Genomic DNA, 22244 nt, shown 5'->3' on the forward strand with positions numbered 1-22244 from the left:
CCTCCCTAACGGGCGGGCTTCGGGCATGACGGATGCGTACCGGCGGTCACGAGCTCGGCAACGGCGGCGCGCGGGTCGCCGCTGGTGACCAGGCCCTCGCCGACGAGGACGGCATCCGCGCCCGCACCGGCGTAGGCGAGCAGGTCCGCAGTGCCGCGGACGCCCGATTCGGCGACCTTGATGACCTCGGTGGGCAGACCCGGGGCGATGCGCGCGAACGCGTCGCGATCCACCTCGAGGGTCTTGAGGTTGCGTGCGTTGATGCCCACCACTTTCGCACCGGCAGCCAGCGCCCGGTCCGCCTCTTCCTCGGTGTGGGCCTCCACGAGGGCGGTCATCCCCAGCGATTCGGTGCGGTCGAGCAACGACTCGAGGACGTTCTGCTCCAGCGCCGCGACGATCAGCAGGATCAGGTCCGCGCCATGGGCGCGGGCCTCGTGGATCTGGTACGGGCCGACGATGAAGTCCTTGCGCAGAACCGGCAGGTCGACTGCCGCGCGCACCGCGTCGAGGTCGGCCAGCGAACCGCGGAAGCGGCGCTCCTCGGTGAGCACGCTGATGACACGGGCGCCACCGTCCTCGTAGACCTTCGCCAACTCGGCGGGGTCGGCGATGTCGGCCAACTCCCCGCGCGACGGGCTCGCCCGCTTGACCTCGGCGATGACACCGATCCCCGGCTGGCGCAGGGCGGCCATGGCGTCACGCGGCGGCCGGGCCTGCGCGGACGCCTGCTTGATGGTCTGGTAGTCGACGGCCGCCTCCCGAGCGGCGACGTCGGCCTTGACGCCCTCGATGATCGAGTCGAGCACGGTCGGCTCTCCCACTGGCGTCTCACCTCCTCGGCGTGCCCGCGTCGCGGACCGGTTGCGTCTGCCGGAATCGAATAGCTGTCTGCCGATCCCGCGCGATTGATTGAGTCACAGGGTAGCCGCGCCCGAACCGGGACCGCCGCGCGGGTCGGCCGTGCCGGGCTACTCGGTGGGGTCGACCCCGGTGTCGAGGCTGTCCCAGAGAATCCGCTCGCCCTCGGGCTGTCGGTCTGACGCGCTGCGATTCGGCTCCTCCGGCTGACCGTCACGGGCCTGCGCCCGCTGCCGGCGCTCGTAGTCGGCGAAGACTTTGCGTTCCAATTCCTCGCGCCGCGCCGCCGGGGAACGATACTTCGACGACATGCCCGCACCCCGCGCCGCCCGCAGCGCGAACACCGCGCCGACGACGACGAAGGCCGCTCCGACCAGCACGATCACCGGGGCCCACGGGTTCACCGTCGTCAGCAGGACCCGGTAGCGAGGCGCGAGGTCGATGGCGCGGGCGGCGTAGTCACTGTTGACGGGGGTGCTCAACAACGAGATCGCGGGAATGGCGATCACGACGGCACCCAGGCCCAGCACAACGGCCACGATGCGAAGCGCGGCGCCGCGCAGCGACCACACGAGGGCCACGGCGGCAAGTAGCGCCAAGGCGGCCGGCGTCAGCCACGGGCTCCAATCCGAGCCCCTCACCTCGAATCGGCGCATCGGCGACAATCCGTCCTCGGCCTCGACGCGCGCCCACGTGAACCGGGATGCGATCCACAGGACCAGAGCACCCAGTGCGAGCAACACCGACGCGATCGCCTTCTGCGCGACTCGGTTGGGCGACGGGGTGCCCTCGTCGGCGGTATCGGCTACTACCGGGTCTGCACGCTCGGGGCCGTCGGTCACGACCGTTCTCCGCCCAGCGGCCGCATGGTCTCGGCTGCGGCCACCGCGTTGAGCACTGCGGTGGCCTTGTTGCGCGCCTCGTTGTACTCGTAGGTGGGCTGGCTGTCGGCGACGACGCCAGCCCCGGCCTGCACGTACGCCTTCCCGTCGGTGAGCAGTGCGGTGCGAATGGCGATCGCGGTGTCGGCATCGCCGGCGAAATCGAGATAGCCGACGACCCCGCCGTAAAGGCCGCGCCGGGTGATCTCGTGCTCCTCGATCAGTTCCATCGCCCGGACCTTCGGCGCGCCGCTAAGGGTGCCCGCGGGGAAACATGCGGTCACCGCGTCGAGCGCGGTCTTGTCCTCGCGCAACCGCCCCGACACCGTGGACACGAGGTGCATGACGTGGCTGTAGCGCTCGACGTGGCTGTAGTCGCTGACCTTCACCGTCCCCGGTTCGCAGACGCGGCCGAGGTCGTTGCGACTCAAGTCCACGAGCATCAGGTGCTCGGCGCGCTCCTTCTCGTCGGCGAGCAGGTCCTTGCCCAGCAGCACGTCCTCCTCGTCGGTCTTGCCGCGCCACCGGGTGCCCGCGATCGGGTGGGTTGTGGCGACGCCGTCGGTGACGGTGACCAGCGCCTCCGGGGAGCTGCCGACGACGGTGACCGGGTGCTCGCCGGTGCCGACCGTGTCCGGCATCCGCAGCAGGTACATGTACGGGCTGGGGTTGGTGGCGCGCAGCACCCGATAGACATCGAGCGGGTCGGCCTCGGTCGTCATCTCGAAGCGCACCGATGGGACGACCTGGAATGCCTCTCCCGCCTCGATCTCGCCGACCATGGCCTCCACGACCGCACCGAACTCGGCGACGTCGCGTTGTGCGCTGTAGTCGGGGGCCGGACGGTCGTACACGGCAACGGTCGACGGGGTCGGCGCCGCAAGGGCCTGCGTCATACGGTCGAGGCGGGTCACGGCATCGGCATAGGCCTCATCGACGTGCTCGTCGCTCCCGTCCCAGTTCACCGCGTTGGCGATGAGCGTGATCGTTCCCTCGTGGTGGTCGACGGCGGCCAAATCGGTGGCCAGCAGTAGGAATAGGTCCGGCAGGCCCAAGTCGTCGACGGTGGTCTCCGGCAGGCGCTCCAACCGGCGCACCATGTCATAGGCCATAAACCCGACGAATCCGCCGGTCAAGGGAGGCATGTCCGGCAGCGGATCGGTGGCCAGCAGATGCAGCGATGCGGCGAGCGCTTCCAGCGGATCACCGCCGACGGGGGCACCCGCGGGCGTCGTGCCCCACCAGCTGGCCTCCCCGTCGACGACGGTCAGCGCAGCGGGCGACCCGGCGCCGATGAACGACCAGCGCGACCACGACCGGCCGTTCTCCGCTGATTCCAGAAGAAACGTCCCAGGGCGGTCGCCGGCGAGTTTGGCGTAGGCCGACAGCGGCGTCTCACCGTCGGCGAGGACGCGACGAGTCACCGGCACGACGCGGTGGTCGACGGCGAGCTCGCGGAACTGCTCGATCGTCGTCGTAGTCAAGTTGGCTTGTCGTCTCATCCGAGCGGCTCGCCCCCCACGCCCCACTGGGAGCGCGGTACCTCGGTGATGGTCACCCACACCGAGTCCGGGTTCTTACCGGTCGCCTTGGCGTACGCCTCGGTCACCGCGGCAATGGTCTCCCGTTTGACCGTGTCGGACAGGCCGGGAGTCTGGGAGATCTGGATCAGCGGCATGGCGCCTCACTTCTCAGAAGTCGGGTGGAAGAGTTCTTCGGTGTCGAAACAGCTGTGGTTGCCGGTGTGGCAGGCGGGCCCGGTCTGTTCGACGACGAGCAGCACGGTGTCACCGTCGCAGTCCAAGCGCACCGACCGCACGCGCTGCGTGTGACCGCTGGTCTCGCCTTTGCGCCAATACTGCTGGCGCGACCGCGAGAAGTAGGTGGCGTCGCCGGTGGCCAGGGTGCGGGCGAGTGCCACGTCGTCCATCCAGGCCTGCATGAGCACGATACCGGTGCCCTCCTCCAGCGCCACGGCGGCGACGAGGCCGTCGGCGTTGCGCTTGAGCCGCGCGGCGATGGCAGGATCGAGCCGATCGTTCTCCGGTGCGGTCATGCGCGTGCCTCCATCCCGGTGGTCCGGACAGTGATCCCGGCGTCGGACAGGGCGGTCTTCACCGCGCCGATCGTCAGCTCGCCGAAGTGGAACACCGATGCCGCGAGTACCGCGTCGGCGCCGGCGCGCACGGCGGGCGCGAAGTCCTCGACGCGGCCGGCGCCCCCACTCGCGATGACCGGGACGTCGACGATGGCGCGTACCGCGGTCAGCATGGCAATGTCGAAACCGGCCTTCGTCCCGTCGGCGTCCATCGAGTTGAGCAGGATCTCCCCCACTCCCAGGTCTTGACCGCGGCGCGCCCATTCGAGCGCGTCGATCCCGGTGCCGCGGCGCCCGCCATGGGTGGTCACCTCCCACCCGGACGGCGTCGGTTCACCGCCGTCGGGGACCGTGCGAGCATCCACCGACAACACAATGCACTGCGAGCCGAACCGGCGGCTCATCTCCTGCAGCACCTCGGGGCGCGCGATGGCCGCCGTGTTGACACTCACCTTGTCTGCACCGGCGCGCAGCATCGCGTCGACGTCGGACACCTCCCGGATGCCACCGCCGACGGTCAATGGGATGAAGATCTCGTCAGCGGTCCGCTTGACCACGTCGATCATCGTCGCGCGCCCGGCGCTGCTGGCCGTCACGTCGAGGAACGTCAACTCGTCGGCACCCTCCTCGTTGTAGCGCGCCGCCAGCTCGACCGGGTCGCCCGCGTCACGCAGGTTCTCGAAGTTGACGCCCTTGACCACTCGGCCGCCGTCGACGTCGAGGCACGGGATCACGCGCACCGCCACACTCATCAGATCTCCCACTCCTGTCCGGTCACCGAGTCGATCAACTCGATCAGCTCGCCATGCACGCCCGGTGCGGCGGCGACGAGCGACGGCGACGATACCGTCCACTGCTCTCCGGCGACATCGGTCACGATGCCACCGGCCGCCCGCACCAACGCCGCACCGCCGACGTTGTCCCAGGCGTGGCTACCGAAAGTGATGGCTCCGTTGTACGTCCCGGCGGCGGTGAACGCGAGGTCGACGCCGGTACTGCCCGACATCCGCAGCCGTGCCGCCCGCCCGGACAGCGCCGCCAGCACCTCGATCCGACGGGCGCCCGGGTAGCGGCCGCGAGCGCGCTCGTTGAACGCCCCGAACGCGACCACCGACTGATGCAGCGTCATCGGCGCCAGCGTCGGCAAGTCCTGCCCGTTGCAGGTCAGCCCGCCGTCGGCGAAGCCGACGTAGCGCTCGTCGAGCAGCGGCAGCCAGGTCAGACCCAGCACCGGCGCGCCGTCGTCGCACAACCCCACCAGCATTCCCGCCATCGGGCTGCCGGTGGAGTAGTTGAAGGTCCCGTCGACGGGGTCGACGACCCACACCAATCCCTCGTCGACGGGTGGCCCGCCGAACTCCTCGCCGTGGCACGGCAACCCGGTGCGGGTGGTCAGCTCGTCGCAGATGAACCGCTCCAAATCCAGGTCGACCTGGGTGGCGAAGTCGCGATCACCCTTGCCGACCACTCCGGCCGCACCGCGGTCAGCGCGAAAGCGGGGGCTCACCGCCTCCAGGACCTCACCGGCGGTCTGCGCCAAGTCCCGCAGGTCGGGGGTGGGTGAACAGGCGGACGGGGAGGCCATCAGCGCACCTCGCGCACCGCCGCGAGCGCCTCGGGCAGTGTGAAGCGGCCCGCGTAGAGGGCTTTGCCGATGATCGCGCCCTCGACCCCGAGATGGGACAGGCCGGCGATCGCGGTGAGGTCTGACAGTGCCGAGATGCCGCCGGAGGCGACGACGGGCGCGCCGGTGCGCTGCGCCACGTCGCGCAGCAGGTCGAGGTTGGGCCCGGTCAGCGTGCCGTCCTTGGAGACGTCGGTGACGACGTAGCGCGCGCACCCGTCGGCATCAAGGCGAGCCAGCGCCTCCCACAGGTCACCGCCCTCGGTGACCCAACCGCGGCCGCGCAACCGCCACGAATCCCCGTCGGCGGTGACGTCGAGTCCGACGGCGATCTTGTCGCCGTACTCGGCGATCGCCGACGCGCACCACTGCGGGTTCTCGATCGCCGCGGTCCCCAGATTGACCCGGGTGCAGCCGGTGGCCAGCGCCGCGGCCAGCGAGTCGTCGTCGCGGATACCGCCGGACAACTCGACGTCGACGTCGAGTTCGGCAATCACATCGGCCAACAGCGCCCGGTTGTCCCCGCGCCCGAACGCCGCGTCGAGGTCGACCATGTGCACCCACTGCGCACCGTCGCGCTGCCAGGCCAGCGCCGCATCGCGCGGTGAACCGTAGGACGTTTCGGTTCCGGCCGCGCCACGCAGCAGGCGGACGGCCTGTCCGTCGGCGACGTCGACGGCGGGCAACAGTTGCAGTGCGGGGGCCATGAGCGGCGGGGTCCTATCGGCTTGGGTGGGTTGGGCTGCAGCAATGGTGGGCTAGTCGGACGCAGGCGGGTCGGTCTGCTCGATGTGGCGCGAGTGCTCGACACGCTTGGCGATGCTGTTGACGTAGCGGTTGGCCATAAGACCGATGACCGCGACGGTGCCGACGATCGCGGCGATCGCGACGGCCAACGCCAACCACCGATGGACCAGTGATGCCGCCCAGATCAGCGGCAGCGAGACCACCAGTACGAGCAGGCCCGAGCCCAACGAGACCAGGGCCAGTCGGATGAAGGAGAATTCGTTGCGAGCTTGTGTCATGTCAGGCTCCGGCACCAGTTGGACAGCAACGCCAGGCCGGCGTCGCCAGACTTCTCCGGGTGAAACTGGGTCGCGGCGAGCGGCCCGTTCTCCACCGCGGCCAAAAAGCGCGACCCGTGAGTCGCCCAGGTTAGTTTTGCCGCGGCGATCGGCGACGACTCGTCGTCGAAGCCCCATTCCTGCGCGGCGTAGGAGTGGACGAAGTAGTACCGCTCATCGGCGCCGAGCCCGTCGAACAGCACCGAGCCCGGGGCGGCCTCCACCGTGTTCCACCCCATGTGCGGCAGAACTGGCGCGTCGAGCCGGGTGACCGTCCCGGGCCACTCGTCGCAGCCCGGCGTCTCGACGCCGAATTCGACGCCGGTGGTGAACATGATCTGCATGCCGACGCAGATGCCCAGGACCGGGCGACCGCCGGCGAGCCGGCGTCCGACGATCTGTGGTCCCCCGACATCGTTGAAGCCCGCCATGCACGCCTCGAAAGCACCGACGCCGGGTACGAGCAAACCGTCGCACTCGGTCGCCGCGGCCCGGTCGGAGGTGACGGTGACCGCCGCGCCGACGTGTTCAAGAGCGCGCTGGGCCGAGCGCAGGTTGCCCGACCCGTAGTCGAGAATCGTCACCGACGGTTGGGTCACAAACTGCCCTTCGTCGACGGGACACCGCTGACCCTCGGGTCCGGTTCGCACGCCTGGCGCAGCGCGCGCGCCACGGCCTTGTACTGCGCCTCGGTGATGTGGTGCTGGTCGCGGCCGTATTCGACCCGCACGTGCAGCGCGATGCGGGCATTGAGCGCGAGCGACTCGAACACGTGCCGGTTGATGACCGTCGAGTACGGTGCGCCGGCGTTGTCGCCCTCCTGCACCCCCGGGATGATCGCGGTCAACAGGTGCTCGGGCTCTCCGGTGTGCACGAAGTACGGGCGGCCGGAAACGTCGACGGCGGCATGCGCCAGCGTCTCGTCCATGGGGATCCAGGCGTCGCCGAACCGGCGGATGCCCTTTTTATCACCGAGCGCCTGCGCGAACGCCTGGCCAAGGACGATGGCAGTGTCCTCGACGGTGTGGTGTGCCTCGATCTCGATGTCGCCGCGCGCGACCACGGTCAGGTCGAAACTGCCGTGCTGACCGAAGGCGGTCAGCATGTGGTCGTAGAACGGCACGCCGGTTGCGATGTCGGTGACACCGGTGCCGTCGAGGTTCAACTCGACGGTGATCGACGACTCGCGGGTGGTGCGCTCGACACGCGCGGTGCGCGCGGCACTGTTGCTCATCAGACCCTCACTAGGTCGGTCGGGGCCAGCATCTCGCTGACCCGCAGGAATGCGTCGTTTTCGGTCTCCAACCCGATGGTGACACGGAGGCGGCCGCCGATTCCCGGATCGCGGACCAACACGCCGTTGTCGAGGTAGCGCTGCCAACTCTCCGCCGGGTCGGCGAACTCACCGAACAGCAGGAAGTTCGCGTCCGACGGCGCCACGTCGTAGCCCATCGCGCTCAGCGCGGCCACCACGCGGATCCGCTCGGCGACGATGCTGGCCACGCCGGCCAGCGTCTCGTCACGGTGGCGTAGCGCGGCACGCGCGGCAGCCTGGGTCTGCACCGACAGGTGGTAGGGCAACCGCACGAGCAGCAGTGCGTCGATGATCGCCGGTGACGCCGCCAGGTACCCCAACCGCCCGCCGGCGAACGCGAACGCCTTGCTCATCGTCCGCGACACGACGACCTTCGCCGGGTACCGGTCGATCAATCCGACCGCGCTGGGCTGGTCGCTGAACTCGCCATACGCCTCGTCGACGATGACGATCCCGGGTGCCGCGTCGACAATGGCCGCGATCTCGGCGGCGGGGATCGAGGCGCCGGTCGGGTTGTTCGGCGACGTCAGGAACACGACGTCGGGAGCCAGGCGCGCGATCTCGGCGAGCGCATAGTCGACGTCGAGGGAGAAGTCGGCCGCGCGCTTGGCTGCGATCCACGTGGTATCGGTGCCATCGGAGATGATCGGGTGCATCGAGTACGACGGGACGAACCCGACCGCCGTCCGACCCGGGCCGCCAAAGGCCTGCAGCAGCTGCTGGAGAATCTCGTTGGAGCCGTTGGCCGCCCAGATGTTGGCGTTCTGAAGCGGTGTTCCGGTCACCGCCGACAGGTATTCGGCCAAGTCGGTCCGCAAGGCAACGGCGTCGCGGTCGGGATAGCGGTGCAGCTGGGCGGCCGCGGCGCGCACCGACTCGGCCACGTCGTCGATCAGTGCTTGCGACGGTGGGTGCGGGTTCTCGTTGGTGTTGAGCTGCACCGGGACGTCGAGTTGCGGAGCACCGTAGGGCTGCTTGCCGCGCAGGTTGTCCCGCAGCGGCAGATCCGCCAGCGTGGCGCCCGCGCCCGGGGCGGTCACGACTGTGCCCGCAGCGCGGCGAAACGCTGCTTGACGGCGTCGCCGTGGGCGGGCAGGTCCTCGGCGTCGGCCAAGGTGATGACCTGCTGCGCGACCGCGGCGAGCGCGTCCTCGTCGTAGTCGATGACGTGGACGCCCTTGAGGAAGGTCTGCACCGACAGTCCGGAGGCGAACCGCGCCGAACCCGACGTCGGGAGCACGTGGTTGGACCCGGCGCAGTAGTCGCCGAGGCTCACCGGCGAGTACGGGCCGACGAAGACAGCGCCGGCGTTGCGCACACGGTCGGCGACCCCGACGGCGTCGCGAGTCTGGATCTCCAGGTGCTCGGCGGCGTACTCGTCGACGACGCGCAGCCCGGCGTCGAGGTCGTCGACCAGGACGATCCCTGATTGCGGGCCAGTCAGCGCCTGCGCGACCCGTTGCGCGTGCTTGGTCGCGCCGGCCTGGGCGATCACCTGCTCGTCGACGGCGTCGGCGAGGGCTTCACTATCGGTGACCAGCACCGAGGCGGCCAGCACGTCGTGTTCGGCCTGACTGATGAGGTCGGCGGCGATGTGCCTCGGATCGGCGGAATCGTCGGCGAGGATCGCGATCTCGGTGGGGCCGGCTTCGGAGTCGATCCCGACGACACCCCGCACGAGCCGCTTCGCCGCGGTCACGTAGATGTTGCCCGGTCCGGTGATGAGGTCGACGGGGTCGAGTTCGGCGCCATCGGTGTCGCTACCGCCGTAGGCCAGCAGGGCGACGCCCTGCGCGCCACCGACGGCCCACACCTCGTCGACGCCCAGCAGCGCACAGGCGGCGAGGATCGTCGGGTGCGGCCAGCCGCCGAAGTCGGCTTGAGGCGGTGACGCGACGACCAGCGACTGCACCCCGGCCGCCTGGGCCGGGACGACGTTCATCACGACGCTCGACGGGTAAACGGCGTTGCCACCGGGCACGTAGAGGCCCACCCGACGGACGGGGACCCACTTCTCGGCGACCTGACCGCCAGGGGCCACCTGCGTGGTCACGGTCGCCCGACGCTGGTCGGCATGCACCGCCCGGGCACGGGTGATCGATTCGCGCAGAGCCGCGGTGACCGCGGGATCAAGGCTCGCCGCCGCGTCGGCGATGACCTGCGCGGGGACGCGCACCGATGTCGGGCGCACCTTGTCGAAACGCTCGCCGTAGTCCAGTGCCGCGCTGGCGCCATGGGCCTTGACGTCCTCGATGACCGGCGTGACCGTGGGCAGCACGGCATTGACGTCGGTACCGCCGCGGGGCAGCGCGCGGCGCAGCTGGGCTGCGGTCGGCGTCGTACCGCGGAGGTCGGTGCGCGAGAGCATCGTGACTCCTGGAGGTTGTCGGGGCTGCTACCAGGATATGTGGTCGGGCCAAGCACATTTCGTCGTGCCCGCCGACCACGTCCGGATCGGCGTTTCAGACGCTCCCGACACACCCCAACCCCAGGTGCGCGGCTCCGTCGAGGACGCGACGATCACAGCTGAGGACTTGCAGGCCCGGCATCTCCTCATTCAGCACGGCTGCGGTCGCCAGGTGGATGGCGTCGAGGGTCTTGATGTGGAACTGAAGCCCAGCGGCGCGATCCAGCACCGGCTGATCGACCATGGCGAGGTAGATGCCGTCGAGCGCATCGTCGATTATCGACCGGTCAATTCCCTCTCGGGATGCGACGCGGTCGAGTTCCACCTCGAGCAACGCGGAGGAGATCAATCCATGTGATCAACCCTAGCGCCGGTAATACAGTATTACCACCGTCAGCCCTGGGGCCTCGCGGAGTCGTCTCACATGTCCAGGCCGAGATCCAGAACCGTCACCGAGTGGGTCAGCGCACCGACGGCCAGATAGTCGACGCCGGTCTTGGCGTAGTCGGCGGCAACGTCGAGGGTGAGCCCGCCCGAGCTCTCCAGTTTCGTCTCCGGCGACCGGGTGTTGCGGCGCGTGACTGCCATCTGCGTCGCCCACAGCGGGAAGTTGTCGAGCAGGACCAGCGTCGGCTTCAGTTCCAGCACCTCGTCGAGCTGCTCGAGCGAGTCGACCTCGACTTCGACGGGGAGGTCGGGCGCCGCCTCGCGCACCGCCTGCAGTGCCGCTGCCACCGAACCGACGGCGGCCACATGGTTGTCCTTGATCAGCGCCTCATCACCCAGACCCATGCGGTGGTTGACCCCACCGCCGGCCCGGACGGCGGCCTTCTGCAGGAAGCGCAACCCCGGCAGCGTCTTGCGGGAGTCGCGGATCGCCGCGCCGGTCCCCTCGACCGCTTCCACCCACGCCGAAGTCGCCGTCGCGATGCCCGACAAGTGGCACAGCAGATTCAGAGCGGTGCGCTCGGCCGTCAAGAGTTCCCTGGTGGGCGCGCGCAACGCCAGCACGACCTGCCCGGGCTCCACCCGATGGCCGTCAGGAAGTTCGGCGGTGACTTCGTAGCGGTCCGCGCCGATCACCTCGTCGAAAACGGCACGCGCGACTCCAACGCCGGCGACCACACCGTGATCACGGCTGACGATCGCCGCATCGACGACCGCATCAGCGGGGATCGTCGCGACCGTGGTGATGTCGGGGCCGTACCGCAGATCCTCGTCGAGGGCAGTGCGGATGAGTGCCCGCACCTCGTCGGTCACGCCCGTGTCGGCACCCGTCATTCGCCGGAGCCGGGGTTGCCGATCGCGATCATCTTCTCGACGCTGGCGCGTGCCTTGGCCGCGACGTCGAGATCGACGTCGACCTCGTCCTGGCCGGTCACCAGGCAGCGCAGCAGCGCGGCCGGGGTGATCATCTTCATGTACGGGCACGACGCACGACCGTTGACCGGCTGGAAGTCGACCCCCGGGGCAGCCTTGCGCAACTGGTGCAGCATGCCGATCTCCGTGGCGACGAGGACCTGGCTGGCCTTGGTCTCCCGTGCGGCGTCGAGCATCCCGCCGGTGGACAGGATCTTCACCTTGTCCGCGGGCACGGCCCCCTCGCCGGCGAGATACAGCGCCGACGTGGCGCAGCCGCACTCGGGGTGGATGAACAGGTCTGCATCGGGATGGCTCTCTGCCTGCTCGGCGAGCTCGTCGCCGTTTATCCCGGCGTGCACGTGGCACTCGCCGGCCCAGATGTGGATGTTGTCGCGGCCGGTCTGGCGCTTCACATGGGCCCCGAGGAACTGGTCGGGCAAGAACAGCACGTCCCGGTCGGGGTCGATGGAGGCGACGACGTCGACGGCATTGCTCGACGTGCAGCAGATATCGGTGAGGCCCTTGACCTCAGCGGTCGTGTTCACGTACGACACGACCACGGCGTCGGGGAACTCGGCCTTCCACGCACGCAGGTCCTCGGCGGTGATCGAGTCCGCCAACGAGCAGCCGGCGCGGGCGTCGGGAATCATCACGCGCTTGTCGGGGCTGAGGATCTTCGCGGTCTCGGCCATGAAGTGCACGCCGCAGAAGATGATCTCGTCCTCGTCGGCCTCCGCGGCGATGCGCGACAGGGCCAGTGAGTCACCGGTGTGGTCGGCGATGTCCTGGATGGCTGGGAGCTGGTAATTGTGCGCAAGGATCGTCGCGTTGCGCGCCTTCGCGAGGCGGCGCACCTCGTCGGCCCACTCCGGGGTCGCCTCGATGCCGGTGTAACCGGTCGGGCCGTCGATCCACGACAGTGTGCTCGAGAAGTCGGTGGTGATGCTCATCGTCGTTCCTCCTTCGCCACCGGGCTGGGCGATTCAGGTATTTTCGACTGTGGGTCGAAAACTACTTCCATGGTAACACCACGGATTCGACGATGATTCCCGCAACCGGCCAGCGCGCCACGGACGTCACGATTGGAGAGCACCCTATGATCGGCCACGTGACCCCCGACGACGACGCCTCCGCCGTCGTGCGGCTGGAGGTGCGGTCGGCGGTGCTGCGCGTCAGCGTGGGCGACGACGACGGCGATACCGCCCAGCTGCAGGTCCTGCTCGTGCGCGAGCCTGAATCCGACAACTGGGCGCTGCCCGGCGGCCCCATCGTCGGCGACGCCGAGCTCGCCGACACCGCGTTGACCCGACTACGGGACCAGGCCGGGGTCGTCGGTGTCGCACACCTCGAACAATTGGAGGTGTTCGACGATCCGCACCGTGTGCCGGGAGTGCGAATCGTCGCGTCGACCTATCTGTGCCTGGTGCGGCCGCCAACGCAGGCCATGGGCGCGCAGTGGCACCCCGCCGACGACCTGCCGCCCCTGATCGCCGACCACGCCGCCATCGTCGCGGCGGCACGGCACCGCCTCGCGGGCAAGCTCTCCTACACCAACATCGCCTTCGCCCTGGCGCCCACCGAATTCCCGATGTCGGAGTTGTCGGAGGTTTACGGCGCCGCGCTGGGCTACCCGGTCGACACGACGAACCTGTTGCGAATCCTCTCGCGCCGCGCCGTGATCACCGCGACGGGCGGGGTCCGCCGCACCCGCGGCGGCGGCCGACCGCCCGCGCTGTACCGGTTCGCCGACTCGACGCTGCGTGTCACCGACGAATTCGCGACACTGCGTCCACCTTTGTAGGGCTCGGTCGGCGCGGATTCGGGCTCAGTCGCCGCGGATTCGGGCTCGGTCGGCGGATCAGACGGACTGGCTCGGCACGACGACGGTGACGTCCTCAATGCTGTCGCCGTCGACGCTGTCCGCGTCGAGCGTCGCGTCGGGGGCGACCAGGGCGTGGAACAGGTAGACCAACACGGCCATCGTCGGCATGAGGATGAGCAGGATTCCCGGTGCCCCGACCGCACCGTCGAGCGGCGCCGCCATCCACAGCTTCGGCGCGTGCTCGAAGGTCGCGCCGGCATCCAGCGCATTCGGATCGGGCAACCGGATCCGCGTCACGGTGAGTGCGATCTCGATCGCCAGTCCCGAGGCCACCACCGTCATCGCCGCCAGCCCGATCGCGCCGAGCGGTCCGCGCCACGTTCGGGCCGTCCACCAGAACACCGAACCGCCGATGAAACCGATCGTCAGCAGGCCCAGGCTGAACCAACCGATCGCGTCGAAGTAGCGGCCCATCTGGTCGGCCGGCACCGTCGCGTAACCGCGGCGCAAAACGACGCCGGTCGGCATCGGGGCGACGAAGGCCCACACCACGGCGCCAGCGACGCTGACCACCACGAGGCCGGCCAGCACGCGGATCAACTGAACCGAGTCCACGACGTTGGCGCGCCACGCGGTGGCCCGATGGCCCGTGGCGACGGGCTGACCGAACTCCGGACCGGGGGCGAGCATCACCGGTTGGGTCATCGCTGTTCCCCTGTCATCTGCCGCTCCCCCGTCATCGCTGCTCCAGTTCCTTCGAATCCACCTCGCCGTGACGGGAGCACCGCGCCCGCCAACCGTCGGGGCGCACCTGCACGACCATCCGCCGGCCACACTGACCGCAGTAGCGTGGCGGTTCCAACCCCAGCCGTGCGGTGGTGGGGACCTGGTCGTCGCTCTGCAACTGCGTCTCGATACCGGTGTACACCCCGTAGCGGTGCGGCGCGGCCAGTGGCCCGGGAACGGTGTCGGCGGGGGTCATCGCGTCAGAGGGTGTCGTTGAGCGCCTTGATGGGCATCGACAACGACTCCAGGAGGTCGAGGTCGGCCTCGGCTGGACGACCGAGCGTCGTGAGGTAGTTGCCGACGATGACGGCGTTGATACCGCCCAGGATGCCCTGCTCGGCGCCCAGGTCGCCCAGCGTGATCTCCCGCCCGCCGGCGAACCGCAGGATGGTCCGCGGCAGGGCGAGGCGGAAGGCGGCGACGGCCTTGAGCGCCTCGGCGGCCGGCAGGACGTCCAAATCGCCGAAGGGCGTGCCCGGACGCGGGTTGAGGAAGTTCAACGGCACCTCGTCGGGCTCGAGCTCGGCAAGGTTGGCGGCGAACTCGGCCCGCTGCTCCAGCGACTCACCCATGCCGAGGATGCCGCCGCAGCACACCTCCATCCCGGCATCGCGCACCATGCGCAGCGTGTCCCAGCGCTCCTCCCACGAGTGGGTGGTGACGACGTTGGGGAAATGCGAGCGAGCGGTCTCCAGGTTGTGGTTGTAGCGGTGCACACCCATCGCAGCGAGCTCGTCGACCTGCTCTTGGGTGAGCATGCCCAGGCTGCACGCGATCTGGATGTCCACCTCGTTGCGGATCGCCTCGATGCCGGCGGCGACCTGGCTCATCAGGCGCTTGTCCGGGCCGCGTACAGCCGCGACGATGCAGAATTCGGTCGCGCCGGTCTTCGCGGTCTGCTTGGCGGCCTCCACCAGGGACGGAATGTCGATCCACGCACTGCGCACCGGCGAGGCGAACAGGCCCGACTGCGAGCAGAAGTGGCAGTCCTCGGGGCATCCGCCGGTCTTCAGCGAGATGATGCCCTCGACCTCGACCTCCGGTCCGCACCAGCGCATCCGGACGTCGTGCGCCAGGGCCAGCAGCTCCTCGAGCCGCTCGTCTGGCAGCTGCAGCACAGTCAGCACCTGCTCCTGTGACAGGCCCTTGCCGTCGTCGAGCACCTGCACGCGGGCGCTCACGTCGTGCTTCGCAGCGTTGGCGCGCGTCACCTCGGCGGCGGAGCCCGAGAGCTCCACGGCGTCGACGTGCACGTCGGGGCGCTCGCAGGCGAGGGTGATGGCGATGGCGCCGCTGCCAGGGCCGATCTCCAGCACCCGCACGACGCGGCCTTCTTCACGCGGCGGGAGCAGCGCCAGCGCGGCCTCGATGACGCCTTCGGTCTCGGGTCGGGGAATCAGCACCCGGCGATCGACCGCGAAGGCCCGCCCGTAGAACTCCCGCACGCCCAGGATGTACGCCACGGGCTCGAACTTCCGTCGGCGCGCGATGAGGGCGCGGATGTCAGCGAGCTCGGCGTCGAGGAGCGGCTGGTCGAAGCGGAGGTACAGGTCGAGGCGACGGAGCTTGAGCGCGTGGGCGATGAGCAGCTCGGCGTCGAGGCGCGACGAGTCGATGCCGCGGGCGGCGAGATCCTTCGCGGTCCAGGCGACGACGCGGGAGATGGTCCACGGCTCGGCGGTGCTCATGGCGGGCCGTGGAGGGTGCACGAGAAGCGGTGGCGGAGGGAAGCGCCCGCGTTCGCTGTTGACCCTGCGGTGCGAGACGGCATAGCGTTCGGCCCGCTGTAGTCCGTGTGGCGCCGCTGGTGGCGCGTCGCGGACGGAGGAGTGTCGTTCGATGGGTCTCGGTCGTATCCGTCACGCGGTGGTCGCCCTCTCGATGCTCTCGGCGCTCGGGAGCGCAGGGTGCAAGAAGGAAGGGGTGTTCTTCCGTGACATGCTCCCGCGCTCGGGCAAGCCGAGCGGCGGCGAGGAGGTGCGCATCCTGGGGAGCGGGTTCCGCGCGCTCGGGGGCCTGGAGGTTCGCATTGGCGCGAAGGTGGCCACCGAGGTGGGCATCGCCGACGACGAGACCATCGTGTTCCGCACGCCGGAGTCGCGGGAGGCCGACCAGGGGCATCCGATCGACGTGTTCATCCTCACCAACGAGGGCAGGAGCTACGTGCTCCGCGGGGCCTTCCAGTACCGCCGCGGGCAGACCGACACGCCCGGCAGCGAGCTCCAGCGCCGCCTGTGAGCGACGACCGCGGATTACGGGCGCCGTAATCGGGTTTACGGCACCCGTAATCGCGAACGCTTCAGCGCCCGACGCCCCCCAAACCGCGCCGACACCCAATGACCGACGTAGCACCACGCCCCGACGAGGCCGCAACGGGACGGGTGCTGCGACGCTGGGTGGCGCGGGAGTTCGACACCTGGTTCTACGCGCGGCTCGACGGCGCACGCTTCGCCCAGGATGCTCGCGTTCCGCTGGGGCGGGTGTTCGTCGATCTGCCCTGCGAGGGTTGGCTGGTGCCGCGCCTCGGCAGCCACGGCGATCCCCCGCCGGTGCTGCGGCAGCTCCTGCGCGAGGAGACGCCTTCACGTGAGGTCGCTACGGACGATCCGGCGCGCGACGACGGCGGCTTCTCCGTGCGCCTTCCCGAGCCCTGGGTGGCGCTGGTGGGCGGCCCCGGTCAGGGCAAGACGACCGTCGGGCACTTCCTGCTCCAATTGCACCGGGCCGCCCTCCTCCGCGACGCACGCGACGAACTCACGGACGAGACCGCACCCAGGCTCGACGCGTTTCTCGAACATGCAAAGGCGCTGGACTTCGAGGTGACGGAGGTGCGCTGGCCGCTCCACGTGCCAGTTCCACGCTGCGCCGACTGGCTCGTGGGCGACGAGAACCCCGGCTTCGAACGCACGCTGGAGGGTTTCCTCTGCGCCCGCATCGTTCGCCACACGGGAGAGCGCCTGGCCGAAGCCTCGCTTCGCGCATGGCTTCTGTGCCATCCCTGGCAGCTCGTGCTCGACGGCCTCGACGAGCTTGGCGCCGCCGAGGCGCGGGGACGTGTGGTCGACGCGGTGCGCGACTTCCTCAGGGCGATGCCCGAGGGCCTCGGGCGCGTGCTCGTCGCCACGCGGCCCACGGGCTATGGGCGGGAGTTTGGGGACGTTCCGACGCTCACGTTGCGGAACCTTACGCCGGAAGAGGCCGTCACCTACGGCGAGCGCCTCATCAAAGCGTGGTGCGGTGCCGACGTCGACCGCGCCGATCGGCTCCGTCGCCGCCTGACGACTGCCGCTCGCGAAGGGGCCGCGACGGAGATGTTTCGCACGCCCTTGCAGGTCACCATCCTGGTGGCGCTCTTCGGGCGCATCTCACGCGCACCGGTGGAACGGTGGCGGCTCTTTCGCGACTACTACGCCACGCTCTACGAGCGTGAGCTCGACCGCGACCACGCCGCGGCGGAGGTGCTGCGTCGGTGGCATCCGGCCATCGACGCGATTCACGCGCAGGCTGCGTTGCACCTGCAGGTGATGAGCGAGACGCAGGACGCACGCATGACGCAGTCGGCGCTGCGCGCCATCGTGCAGGGCTGGCTCGCAGGGCCGCAGGGGCTCAAGGACGACGCGCTCCGGCGGGCGACGGAGGAAATCGAGCGGGCGGCGCGTGAGCGGCTGGTGCTGCTCGTGGAGAACGAGCCCGGCTGGTGGAGCTTCGAACTGCGGTCGTTTCAGGAGTTCATGGCGGCCGAGGCGCTGCTCTCCGCGCGTGAACATGTCGCCGATCGCCTCCGCGCCGTCGCGGCGTCGCCCCACTGGCGCAACGTGTTGCTCTTCGCGCTGAGCCGCCTCTTCGCGCAGCCAGGGGAACTCTCTGAGGACCTCGTGCTCGGTCTGTGCGACGGCCTCGACGCGGGGCCGCCCGAGGCGCCCGGTGTGTGGGTGCGCGCTGGTGCGATGCTCGCGATCGGCGTGCTGCGGGACGGCTCGGCGGCGTCGTTTCCGCGATACATGGAGGGCCTGGTACGGCGTGCGTTCGGTGTGCTCCACGTCGCTGACGCGTGGGGGTGGCAGGCGCTCGCCGAGCTGCTCGCGGGGCTGCTGCGCGAAGCGGCGACGGCGGACGAACTCGGCGCGGTGGTGCGCGAGGAGTTCGACGCGGCGCTGCGCGACGAGGCGCGGCGGGAGGCTGGGTGGCACGCGTTGCTGGAATTGGAGCGACGCGGTGCGCCGTTGTTTGCCGTTGCGCTCATGGAGGCGCACTGGCCGACGGACAGAGCGTCGTGCGGAGCGCTCGCGAAGGAGCTGGTGTCTGGCCACGGGATGCCGGTGCCATCGTGGCTGTTCGCACATGCGGATGACTGGGTCTGGAATGTGGATCCGTGGCCGTTGCTCGACAGCGCGTGGGCGCTGCCAATCGGCAAACAAAGACATCCGTTGTTGATGCTGCTCAAGGGGCTCGGGTGGGGGTCGTGGTTGCCACCGATCCAGTGCAGTCTGGATGGCGTCAAAGTAGGATTCAGCGTGGCGTCCGTTCCCGTTCAGGAGCCGAAGCCCGGTGTCGATTTCGCCGTGCCTGATGGCCCTTCCGCGGCCTGGAGCGCCTTTCTCCATGCTGTGCCGTTCTGGCAGTCGCCCTCCGCGCGCACATTGGGTGAGGCGCTCGATGTGCTTGCAAATGACGATCGTGCCGCGCTTCGCGCCCTGGCTGACAGGGCGCCGTGGCCGCTCGCCGCGTGTTTGCGTAGCGCGGTAGATTCAGACGAACTTCGCCGACTCGCCCGGCGCGCGGCACGCGGGGCTCTGGGTGACGCCGATGCCTGGCGCGCTGCGCAAGAGCGGTGGTCGCTAGAGGGGATGGACGAGAAGGATCTTCGCTCCTGGCTCGTCGATGACTCGTGGCCCTTCGGAGCAGATATTGCGGCACGTGGCGCGGTCTGGTCGACGAATGGGGTGACATTCACTGGCGACACCGACGCAAGGGTTTGGCTCCGGTGGACGCGGGCGTTGATGGCGATATTTGAACGCGCGGCGCCGGGCCCACGACGGGAACTTGCGCGTCTGCTCGTCAACGGCTGGTCGATTGGTCTCGCGTGGGAGATCGATGATTGGGACGGGTGGTATGAGCAGGTGCGTGAGGTCGCTACAGCGGGGGGCGAGGCGCTACCGCTCGGTGCGTTTCTCCCGCACGTGATGCCTCAGGAAACCGGGGCATGGCTGCGTGTGCTCGAACGTGTGGGTCGAGGCGATGTATGGACGCCCGAACTCATGTTGGAATCGATCGTGGGGGTTCGCGGCATCGCGAATGCGATCGTTCGCGGCCTCCTCGATGTGCCCTCTCCGTTCGGCCTTCTCAAGGTGCTCGCGCTGTTGCCGGTGGAGCCGTCGACACCGATTCCGCGCGCTCTCCTGGTGCCTGAACATTGTGATGACGTCGCCATCCGTACCTGCATCCTGCTCCTGCGAGTCCGTCAGTTGGGGGTCGTGACGCCGTCGGAGCTCGATCAGGTGCGAGCAGTGTTTGAGACACCGGAGCTGGCTGAGAGGATGGTGCCCGTTCTGGTGCAGCATCTTGATCCACGCACGGCGAAGTGGCCGACCGAACTCGTGGCGCTCCTGCTGCATCGGTCGGCGCGCGTTCTGCCGCAGCATCGTCGCGCTGCTGCACATTACCTCCGCGCGCGTCGCATCCCCACGGCCCTGGACGATCCCCACACCTGGGCCGCGTTGCACTTCGTCGCCCCGTCGCCGCGGTCGCTGTTCGCCCCACCCGCGGACGTACAGGCGCCGTCGGACGATGCCGTGGTCGAGCTCCGACGCATTGCGGTTCGTGCGCTGCGTGGCATCGACGCCGTCGAGCTTACCCTGCGATCTCGCGACGACGGCGCGCCCTGGCTCGTGGTCATCGGCGAGAACGGCGTCGGCAAGAGCACACTGCTTCGCGCGCTGGCCTTCGCCCTCGCGCCGCGGGATGTCGTTGGCGGAGTCGTCGCGCGGGCAAGCGCCCCGTGGTGTCGCGTGAACGCCGACCACGCACGGGTCGAGGTCGACACCTCAGGGGGGACCTTCGTCGCGCAGCTCACGCGGGCGAACGGAGACACCACCATCGCGCAGGAAGGCGACGGCGTGCGGCCCTTCATCGTGGCCTACGGTTGCAAGCGGGGCAGCGCGTTCGGGGGGCCCGAGCGCGAGGTGAACCTCGAGCCGGCGTTCAACGTGGCGACGCTCTTCGAGGAGACTGCCGTGGGGCTGCTCCCCGCGTCGCACTGGCTGACGCGACGCAAGCTCGCGGAGCTGCAGGAGGCCGACCCCGAGGGCGAGGCCCACGCCGTGCTCAGTGCGGTGCTGGAGGTACTCTGTGGGCCTCCCGACAAGCCCGGCACCGGGGTGCTCGATGGCGTCACGCGCATCGACATCCGCGGCGATGAGGTGATGCTCTACGGTGACGGCGTCGGTGAGGCGCCGCTCGAAGCCTTGAGCGACGGCTACATCACGATGATGGGCTGGACGGTCGACCTCATGGCGCGCTGGGTCGAGCCGCGGCGGAAAGCGGGGCGATCGATTCCGCGGCGCTTCAACACGGTGATGACCGGCGTCGTGCTGCTGGATGAGATCGACCTCCACCTGCACCCGCGTTGGCAGTACGACGTGTTGCCGCGCATCCGAAACTTCTTCCCGCGCATGACCTTCGTTGTGACGACGCACAACCCCACCACGCTGCTCGGCGCACGGGCGGGGGACATTCATGTGATGCGGCGCGTGGACGACTGCACCGAGGTGCGACCGCTTGATCTGCCTGCGGGGGTGAGGGTCGACGAGTTGCTCACGGGGATGTGGTTCGGGCTGACGACCACCACCGACCCCGAGACGCTCGCGCTCTACGAGGAGCACCAGCAGGCGTTGCGTGGGGGCGCCTCGTTTGGCGCGCCGGAGCTTCGTGCGCTGGAGGACGAACTCCGTCGACGACTCAAGCGCTTTGGCGACACGGCGCTGGAGCGCATCGCCCACAACGTGCTCGCGTCGATGCCGAGGACGCCCGGCGCGGCCCAGACACCCGAGGCGCGCGCAGCGATGCGCGCCCATGTGCAGGAGGTGCTTGCGCGCGAGGCTACGGCGCGTCAGGAGGCCGCGAGGAAGTCGGGGACGTCGTGATCCGTCTGCGTCGCCCCGTGCCGCCTTCGGACTTCGACGCGCTGGTGCAGGATGCGCGGGAGAAGGTGCGGCGCACGCTCGATGAAGCGGGCGAGCTGAAGGAGAAGGACTTCCCCTGCAATGGCTGGCGGCGCTTCAAGCGCGCGTTCGAAGGGCCCTCGACCCGAGACACCAAGTGCATGTACTGCGAGGGCGATCCCAGGGCCTGCGCGTCGCTGGAGATGGATCACTACCGCCCGAAGACCGCCCTTACCGAGCTCCCGCCGCTCGCCGCGTCGGTGCCGCGGTGTGTGGTCGCGCCCGCGGATCGAGGCACCGCGCGGGAGGTTGCGCGCCCCGGCTATTGGTGGCTCGCCTACACCTGGGAGAACTGGGTGCTCACCTGCGAGCGCTGCAACGGACACTACAAGGGCAATCTGTTTCCCTGCGCGGGAGGTACACCACGCAGGGTGACGCAAGGTTGCGAGGCGCGGGAGTCGCCGCTGCTGCTCAATCCCTTCGACGACGACCCCGAGGAGCATCTGTCCTTCGACGACGAGGGCTACATCCTCGCGAAGACCACCCGCGGTGCCGAGACGATACGCACCTGCGGGCTTCACCGGGACGTACTCCAGCGCGCGCGCTTCTTTGTCGCGGCGCATGTTGGGGAGTTGATTGATGCATACGGCGAAGCGGTGACGCAGCGTGAGCGCGACGAGCTCCTCGCGCGCATCCGGGCGCTTGGTGCGTCCGAACGCCCCTTCGCGGGTATGGTGCGCAGCATCGTATGGGGCTACCTGGGGATGCCCTCCGATGTGCACTTCTTCGACGTCGAGCCGCGTGTGGATGTCGCGCGGTCAAGCGTTGGCGGATCACAGATTCCGTAATCGGGTTTACGGCACC

Annotated in this window: 23 protein-coding genes; 5 read left to right on the forward strand and 18 right to left on the reverse strand. The window is 69.4% G+C overall.

Annotated features, from left to right (window positions below):
- Window positions 1–5: 5 nt before the first annotated feature.
- The 13 genes from trpC to hisD all read right to left on the reverse strand — a co-directional run bounded on the left by trpC (window position 6) and on the right by hisD (window position 10211).
- Window positions 6–824 carry an indole-3-glycerol phosphate synthase TrpC gene (gene trpC, locus B4L26_RS13530; RefSeq protein WP_290719455.1) on the reverse strand — a complete coding sequence of 273 codons (819 nt, stop codon included), beginning with the start codon at window positions 822–824 and terminating at the stop codon, window positions 6–8.
- Between the two features lie 147 nt (window positions 825–971).
- On the reverse strand, window positions 972–1703 hold the full coding sequence (locus B4L26_RS13535; RefSeq protein WP_290719458.1) for a TIGR02234 family membrane protein: 732 nt from the start codon (window positions 1701–1703) through the stop codon (window positions 972–974).
- Window positions 1700–3244 carry an anthranilate synthase component I gene (locus B4L26_RS13540; RefSeq protein ID WP_290719460.1) on the reverse strand — a complete coding sequence of 515 codons (1545 nt, stop codon included), beginning with the start codon at window positions 3242–3244 and terminating at the stop codon, window positions 1700–1702. The genes B4L26_RS13535 and B4L26_RS13540 overlap by 4 nt, the downstream gene beginning before the upstream one ends.
- Window positions 3241–3420: a tautomerase family protein gene (locus B4L26_RS13545; RefSeq protein ID WP_290719462.1), complete on the reverse strand. Its 180-nt coding sequence runs from the start codon at window positions 3418–3420 to the stop codon at window positions 3241–3243. The genes B4L26_RS13540 and B4L26_RS13545 overlap by 4 nt, the downstream gene beginning before the upstream one ends.
- 6 nt (window positions 3421–3426) lie before the next feature.
- The gene (hisI, locus tag B4L26_RS13550) at window positions 3427–3798 is read right to left on the reverse strand and encodes a phosphoribosyl-AMP cyclohydrolase (protein ID WP_290719463.1); all 372 of its coding nucleotides are present in this window, start codon (window positions 3796–3798) and stop codon (window positions 3427–3429) included.
- Window positions 3795–4592 (reverse strand): imidazole glycerol phosphate synthase subunit HisF, encoded by a 798-nt coding sequence (gene hisF, locus B4L26_RS13555; protein WP_290719465.1) that lies wholly within the window; start codon window positions 4590–4592, stop codon window positions 3795–3797. The genes hisI and hisF overlap by 4 nt, the downstream gene beginning before the upstream one ends.
- Window positions 4592–5425 (reverse strand): inositol monophosphatase family protein, encoded by an 834-nt coding sequence (locus B4L26_RS13560; protein WP_290719467.1) that lies wholly within the window; start codon window positions 5423–5425, stop codon window positions 4592–4594. Before B4L26_RS13560 ends, hisF begins: the two co-directional genes overlap by 1 nt.
- The gene (priA, locus tag B4L26_RS13565) at window positions 5425–6171 is read right to left on the reverse strand and encodes a bifunctional 1-(5-phosphoribosyl)-5-((5-phosphoribosylamino)methylideneamino)imidazole-4-carboxamide isomerase/phosphoribosylanthranilate isomerase PriA (protein WP_290719469.1); all 747 of its coding nucleotides are present in this window, start codon (window positions 6169–6171) and stop codon (window positions 5425–5427) included. The genes B4L26_RS13560 and priA overlap by 1 nt, the downstream gene beginning before the upstream one ends.
- A gap of 51 nt (window positions 6172–6222) precedes the next feature.
- The gene (locus B4L26_RS13570; protein ID WP_290719471.1) at window positions 6223–6489 is read right to left on the reverse strand and encodes a hypothetical protein; all 267 of its coding nucleotides are present in this window, start codon (window positions 6487–6489) and stop codon (window positions 6223–6225) included.
- Window positions 6486–7127 carry an imidazole glycerol phosphate synthase subunit HisH gene (hisH, locus tag B4L26_RS13575; RefSeq protein ID WP_290719474.1) on the reverse strand — a complete coding sequence of 214 codons (642 nt, stop codon included), beginning with the start codon at window positions 7125–7127 and terminating at the stop codon, window positions 6486–6488. The genes B4L26_RS13570 and hisH overlap by 4 nt, the downstream gene beginning before the upstream one ends.
- Window positions 7124–7762 carry an imidazoleglycerol-phosphate dehydratase HisB gene (gene hisB / locus B4L26_RS13580; RefSeq protein ID WP_290719477.1) on the reverse strand — a complete coding sequence of 213 codons (639 nt, stop codon included), beginning with the start codon at window positions 7760–7762 and terminating at the stop codon, window positions 7124–7126. The genes hisH and hisB overlap by 4 nt, the downstream gene beginning before the upstream one ends.
- On the reverse strand, window positions 7762–8883 hold the full coding sequence (locus B4L26_RS13585; RefSeq protein WP_290719478.1) for a histidinol-phosphate transaminase: 1122 nt from the start codon (window positions 8881–8883) through the stop codon (window positions 7762–7764). Before B4L26_RS13585 ends, hisB begins: the two co-directional genes overlap by 1 nt.
- On the reverse strand, window positions 8880–10211 hold the full coding sequence (hisD, locus tag B4L26_RS13590) for a histidinol dehydrogenase (protein ID WP_290719479.1): 1332 nt from the start codon (window positions 10209–10211) through the stop codon (window positions 8880–8882). Before hisD ends, B4L26_RS13585 begins: the two co-directional genes overlap by 4 nt.
- Before the next feature lie 64 nt (window positions 10212–10275).
- Here hisD and B4L26_RS13595 point away from each other — a divergent pair, with 64 nt between their 5' ends.
- On the forward strand, window positions 10276–10608 hold the full coding sequence (locus tag B4L26_RS13595; RefSeq protein WP_290719481.1) for a hypothetical protein: 333 nt from the start codon (window positions 10276–10278) through the stop codon (window positions 10606–10608).
- Between the two features lie 62 nt (window positions 10609–10670).
- Here the strand turns inward: B4L26_RS13595 and nadC are convergent, their stop codons facing one another.
- Both nadC and nadA read right to left on the reverse strand, forming a co-directional pair.
- A complete protein-coding gene (nadC, locus tag B4L26_RS13600) occupies window positions 10671–11531 on the reverse strand; it encodes a carboxylating nicotinate-nucleotide diphosphorylase (protein WP_290719482.1) in 861 nt (286 codons plus the stop codon).
- A complete protein-coding gene (nadA, locus tag B4L26_RS13605) occupies window positions 11528–12562 on the reverse strand; it encodes a quinolinate synthase NadA (RefSeq protein WP_290719484.1) in 1035 nt (344 codons plus the stop codon). The genes nadC and nadA overlap by 4 nt, the downstream gene beginning before the upstream one ends.
- Window positions 12563–12708: 146 nt before the next feature.
- On the opposite strand from nadA, the gene B4L26_RS13610 reads away from it, so the two are divergent.
- The gene (locus B4L26_RS13610) at window positions 12709–13413 is read left to right on the forward strand and encodes an NUDIX hydrolase (protein WP_409563532.1); all 705 of its coding nucleotides are present in this window, start codon (window positions 12709–12711) and stop codon (window positions 13411–13413) included.
- A gap of 57 nt (window positions 13414–13470) precedes the next feature.
- Here the strand turns inward: B4L26_RS13610 and B4L26_RS13615 are convergent, their stop codons facing one another.
- The 3 genes from B4L26_RS13615 to bioB are packed head-to-tail and all read right to left on the reverse strand — an operon-like array spanning window position 13471 to window position 15908.
- Window positions 13471–14139, reverse strand: a complete 669-nt coding sequence (locus B4L26_RS13615) for a DUF2567 domain-containing protein (RefSeq protein ID WP_290719486.1) — start codon at window positions 14137–14139, stop codon at window positions 13471–13473.
- A 31-nt stretch (window positions 14140–14170) separates the two neighbouring features.
- A complete protein-coding gene (locus B4L26_RS13620) occupies window positions 14171–14416 on the reverse strand; it encodes a hypothetical protein (RefSeq protein WP_290719487.1) in 246 nt (81 codons plus the stop codon).
- A gap of 4 nt (window positions 14417–14420) precedes the next feature.
- Window positions 14421–15908 (reverse strand): biotin synthase BioB, encoded by a 1488-nt coding sequence (gene bioB / locus B4L26_RS13625; protein ID WP_290719490.1) that lies wholly within the window; start codon window positions 15906–15908, stop codon window positions 14421–14423.
- A 151-nt stretch (window positions 15909–16059) separates the two neighbouring features.
- Between bioB and B4L26_RS13630 the strand changes: the two genes are divergently transcribed.
- From B4L26_RS13630 to B4L26_RS13640, 3 genes are all read left to right on the forward strand, one after another.
- A complete protein-coding gene (locus B4L26_RS13630) occupies window positions 16060–16458 on the forward strand; it encodes an IPT/TIG domain-containing protein (RefSeq protein ID WP_290719492.1) in 399 nt (132 codons plus the stop codon).
- Between the two features lie 98 nt (window positions 16459–16556).
- Window positions 16557–21362, forward strand: a complete 4806-nt coding sequence (locus B4L26_RS13635) for an AAA family ATPase (protein ID WP_290719494.1) — start codon at window positions 16557–16559, stop codon at window positions 21360–21362.
- Window positions 21359–22228 carry a hypothetical protein gene (locus tag B4L26_RS13640; protein WP_290719496.1) on the forward strand — a complete coding sequence of 290 codons (870 nt, stop codon included), beginning with the start codon at window positions 21359–21361 and terminating at the stop codon, window positions 22226–22228. Before B4L26_RS13635 ends, B4L26_RS13640 begins: the two co-directional genes overlap by 4 nt.
- Window positions 22229–22244: the final 16 nt, after the last annotated feature.

Source organism: Gordonia sp. UBA7599 (genome assembly GCA_002477755.1).
In the GTDB taxonomy this organism is placed as follows: Bacteria; Actinomycetota; Actinomycetes; order Mycobacteriales; family Mycobacteriaceae; genus Gordonia.

Coding starts and splice junctions, on each gene's coding strand:
- B4L26_RS13560 (WP_290719467.1), bottom strand. CDS start 5,425: ATGGCCTCCCCGTCCGCCTGTTCACCCACCCCCGACCTGCGGGACTTG.
- B4L26_RS13635 (WP_290719494.1), top strand. CDS start 16,557: ATGACCGACGTAGCACCACGCCCCGACGAGGCCGCAACGGGACGGGTG.
- B4L26_RS13610 (WP_409563532.1), top strand. CDS start 12,709: ATGATCGGCCACGTGACCCCCGACGACGACGCCTCCGCCGTCGTGCGG.
- B4L26_RS13620 (WP_290719487.1), bottom strand. CDS start 14,416: ATGACCCCCGCCGACACCGTTCCCGGGCCACTGGCCGCGCCGCACCGC.
- hisF (WP_290719465.1), bottom strand. CDS start 4,592: ATGAGTGTGGCGGTGCGCGTGATCCCGTGCCTCGACGTCGACGGCGGC.
- B4L26_RS13540 (WP_290719460.1), bottom strand. CDS start 3,244: ATGAGACGACAAGCCAACTTGACTACGACGACGATCGAGCAGTTCCGC.
- nadA (WP_290719484.1), bottom strand. CDS start 12,562: ATGAGCATCACCACCGACTTCTCGAGCACACTGTCGTGGATCGACGGC.
- hisI (WP_290719463.1), bottom strand. CDS start 3,798: ATGACCGCACCGGAGAACGATCGGCTCGATCCTGCCATCGCCGCGCGG.
- B4L26_RS13630 (WP_290719492.1), top strand. CDS start 16,060: ATGGGTCTCGGTCGTATCCGTCACGCGGTGGTCGCCCTCTCGATGCTC.
- nadC (WP_290719482.1), bottom strand. CDS start 11,531: ATGACGGGTGCCGACACGGGCGTGACCGACGAGGTGCGGGCACTCATC.
- hisB (WP_290719477.1), bottom strand. CDS start 7,762: ATGAGCAACAGTGCCGCGCGCACCGCGCGTGTCGAGCGCACCACCCGC.
- hisD (WP_290719479.1), bottom strand. CDS start 10,211: ATGCTCTCGCGCACCGACCTCCGCGGTACGACGCCGACCGCAGCCCAG.
- B4L26_RS13570 (WP_290719471.1), bottom strand. CDS start 6,489: ATGACACAAGCTCGCAACGAATTCTCCTTCATCCGACTGGCCCTGGTC.
- priA (WP_290719469.1), bottom strand. CDS start 6,171: ATGGCCCCCGCACTGCAACTGTTGCCCGCCGTCGACGTCGCCGACGGA.
- bioB (WP_290719490.1), bottom strand. CDS start 15,908: ATGAGCACCGCCGAGCCGTGGACCATCTCCCGCGTCGTCGCCTGGACC.
- B4L26_RS13545 (WP_290719462.1), bottom strand. CDS start 3,420: ATGCCGCTGATCCAGATCTCCCAGACTCCCGGCCTGTCCGACACGGTC.
- B4L26_RS13615 (WP_290719486.1), bottom strand. CDS start 14,139: ATGACCCAACCGGTGATGCTCGCCCCCGGTCCGGAGTTCGGTCAGCCC.